This window comes from Paraburkholderia dipogonis (assembly GCF_046027395.1).
Taxonomy (GTDB): Bacteria; Pseudomonadota; Gammaproteobacteria; order Burkholderiales; family Burkholderiaceae; genus Paraburkholderia; species Paraburkholderia dipogonis_A.
The window spans coordinates 1-1607 of sequence record NZ_JAQQEG010000109.1; the positions used below are offsets into that span (position 1 = coordinate 1).

The following is a 1607-nucleotide window of genomic DNA, read 5'->3' on the forward strand; positions in this document are numbered from 1 at the left end:
TGGCCGATTCTGTTGAAAAAGTCGCCGTAGATGCGGATTGTTGGGTATCCTGGAAGACATCGAACGACGGGAGTGAATCGTCATGATGGGTCGATTGGACAGCGGACAGGACAAGCTCTTCTACTCGTTCAACCTCGACAACCACGTCCCGCAATCACACCTGTTGAGAGGCATTGATCGCTTCCTTGATCTGCGAGATCTGCGTCAGCACCTCGCACCGTTTTACAGCCCGATAGGCCGTCCATCAATTGACCCGGAGCTCATGATCCGGATGTTGATCGTGGGTTACTGCTTTGGCATCCGGTCCGAGCGACGTCTATGCGAAGAGGTGCATCTGAACCTCGCATACCGCTGGTTCTGCCGGTTAGGTCTGGAGGATGCCGTACCGGAACACTCGACGTTCTCAAAGAATCGTCACGGACGCTTTCGCGATAGCGATCTGTTGCGTCACGTGTTCGAATCTGTGCTGAGTCGCTGCATGGCCGAGGGCCTTGTCAAGGGTGAGGGATTCGCGATTGACGCAAGCATCATCAAGGCCGACGCGAGTCGTGCGAACGGAGTGCCGGGAACAGAACCTATCGACTGGGGACGTGCCGACGGCCAGAGCCGGGCTGTGCGGGAATATCTTGAGGCACTGGCGCAAACCAATCCGGTGGAAGCGGACACGTCAGAGCCAGCAGTGTCTTCGACACCTCCAAAGAAGATATCCCTGACTGATCCTGCTGCACGATGGACGGCTGCACCTGGTGGTCCCGCGTTCTTTGCCTATTCGACGAATTACCTGATTGACCTGCAGGCAGGGATCATTGTTGACGTCGGCGAACCAGTCCCAAGAGGTCGAATCAACCAGGACAATGATCGATCGTGTTGAACACCAACGGGACCTGAAGCCTCGCCGACTGGTAGGTGACACTGCATACGGCACAGCGGCGCTGCTTGGCTGGATGGTTGACGAGAAACACATCGAGCCGCACGTCTCGGTCTGGGATAAAACAACGCGCAAGGACAATACGTTCTCACGTAGCGAATTCATCTGGAATGAACAGGCCAACGAGTATCGATGTCCTGCGGGAAACGCGCTACGCAGCGACTGGCGTCCACTGAAGAATCCACGCACGCACATCACGAAAGCAGACACCATCGTCTACCGAGCAAGTCAGATGGACTGTGATGGCTGTTCGATGAAGGATCGATGTTGCCCGAATATGCAGTTTCGCAAAATCGTGCGCAGCATCCATGAAGCTGCACGTGATGAAGCGAGGCGCATCGCGACAACCCCAGAATACAAACAGTCGCGCCGGCAGCGAAAGAAGGTGGAAATGCTCTTCGCCCACCTCAAACGCATCCTCAAACTTGATCGCTTGCGACTGCGTGGTCCAAGCGGTGCCCATGATGAGTTTCTGATGGCAGCAACTGCGCAAAATCTGCGAAGAATGGCCAAATGGCTCATGCCTGACGGTAAGCAGACAAACCAGGCAGCTACATGACGAGAAACGGGGGCGTCGCGCCTTGCAGGAACGCCGCCTCCCTGAATTTTCCAGCTCGAAACGTATTGCCAAAGCCCGTGCCCCAAATCAAAACTCGACTTTTTCAACAGAATCGGCCGG

The 1607-nt window shown here is 55.6% G+C and carries 1 pseudogene; it reads left to right on the top strand.

What is annotated here, in order from left to right:
- The first annotated feature begins 82 nt into the window (after positions 1-82).
- Positions 83-1487, top strand: a pseudogene (locus PQR32_RS42060) (IS1182 family transposase).
- The last annotated feature ends 120 nt before the right edge of the window (positions 1488-1607 follow it).